The sequence below is a fragment of the Ruminococcus sp. 210702-SL.1.03 genome (assembly GCF_020559915.1).
GTDB lineage: Bacteria > Bacillota > Clostridia > Oscillospirales > Ruminococcaceae > YE71.
In genome coordinates, this window is the sequence record NZ_JAJCLZ010000110.1 from 1 (window position 1) to 788 (window position 788).

3 protein-coding genes are annotated in these 788 nt (G+C 35.7%); all 3 read right to left on the minus strand.

Translation table 11 applies throughout. From position 1 onward, the window contains the following. Positions 1 to 119 precede the first annotated feature (119 nt). Positions 120 to 275, minus strand: a complete 156-nt coding sequence (locus LI114_RS13645) for a hypothetical protein (RefSeq protein ID WP_227221122.1) — start codon at positions 273 to 275, stop codon at positions 120 to 122. Between the two features lie 32 nt (positions 276 to 307). Next, positions 308 to 544, minus strand: coding sequence for a hypothetical protein (locus LI114_RS13650; protein WP_227221123.1), 237 nt, complete (start codon positions 542 to 544; stop codon positions 308 to 310). Further along, a partial coding sequence (locus LI114_RS13655; RefSeq protein ID WP_413770910.1) for a hypothetical protein occupies positions 531 to 788 on the minus strand: 258 nt, incomplete at its 5' end. The genes LI114_RS13655 and LI114_RS13650, both read right to left, overlap by 14 nt.

The following is a 788-nucleotide window of genomic DNA, read 5'->3' on the forward strand; positions in this document are numbered from 1 at the left end:
CTCTGATACGCCGAGTGTTACAAGTTCTTCTTTTGTCATGCTTTGTACCTCCGTATTTTAAATTTGGGTATAATAAAAACGCCCTTTTCAGAGCGTTATATTATCGTTATATTGCAGTTTTAATTGTCCATTTCGATCATTGCTTTTATCACCGCATAGATACCTTTGAGTATGGTAAATACCCATGCAGCCACATAGCAGCCCGTAGGTATCTGCCCTGTATCGAGCGCGTAAAGCAGAATAAGCGTTGCGAGCATTGTATCAGCCCCTTTCATGCAAAATTAAAAGCCCCCTTAGGTGGGAGCTTTTAGCTGTAAAATGTAACATTGATTTTATCAATAACATCGGAGATGTATTTTCCATTGATTTTATAGTTTGCTATCAAATCATCTGACGACTCATAATAACAATCGTCGTCATCATTCTGTTTTCCGATTACGATTCCTTTGTCAGTCCAAGTTAATATAGTATAGCTAACACCTAGACAATCAAACGTAATATCACCAGATGTATCAATAATTTTTTTAAAATCATTTATCGTCAAAATAGTTTTCACCTCTCCTAATAATATCGTTATTCATTTCTAATTCCGAATCTTTTATCTCGCCCGAAGAACCTCTTGAAGGTTTGTTTTTATAATTCCATGTATGTTTATGTGCATATGTTTTATGATACTTAGGCTTGCCATGATCTGTTGTGTCAAAATCGACTAAAGCCTGCTTATCACTGCCGTATATCCTTCGTTGAACTACTTTTCCATTTTCAACAAGATCAACTATACTATGTGC

What these genes read in the sequence shown, in the direction of transcription:
- LI114_RS13645 (WP_227221122.1), bottom strand. Translation starts at nt 275, where the DNA reads ATGAAAGGGGCTGATACAATGCTCGCAACGCTTATTCTGCTTTACGCG.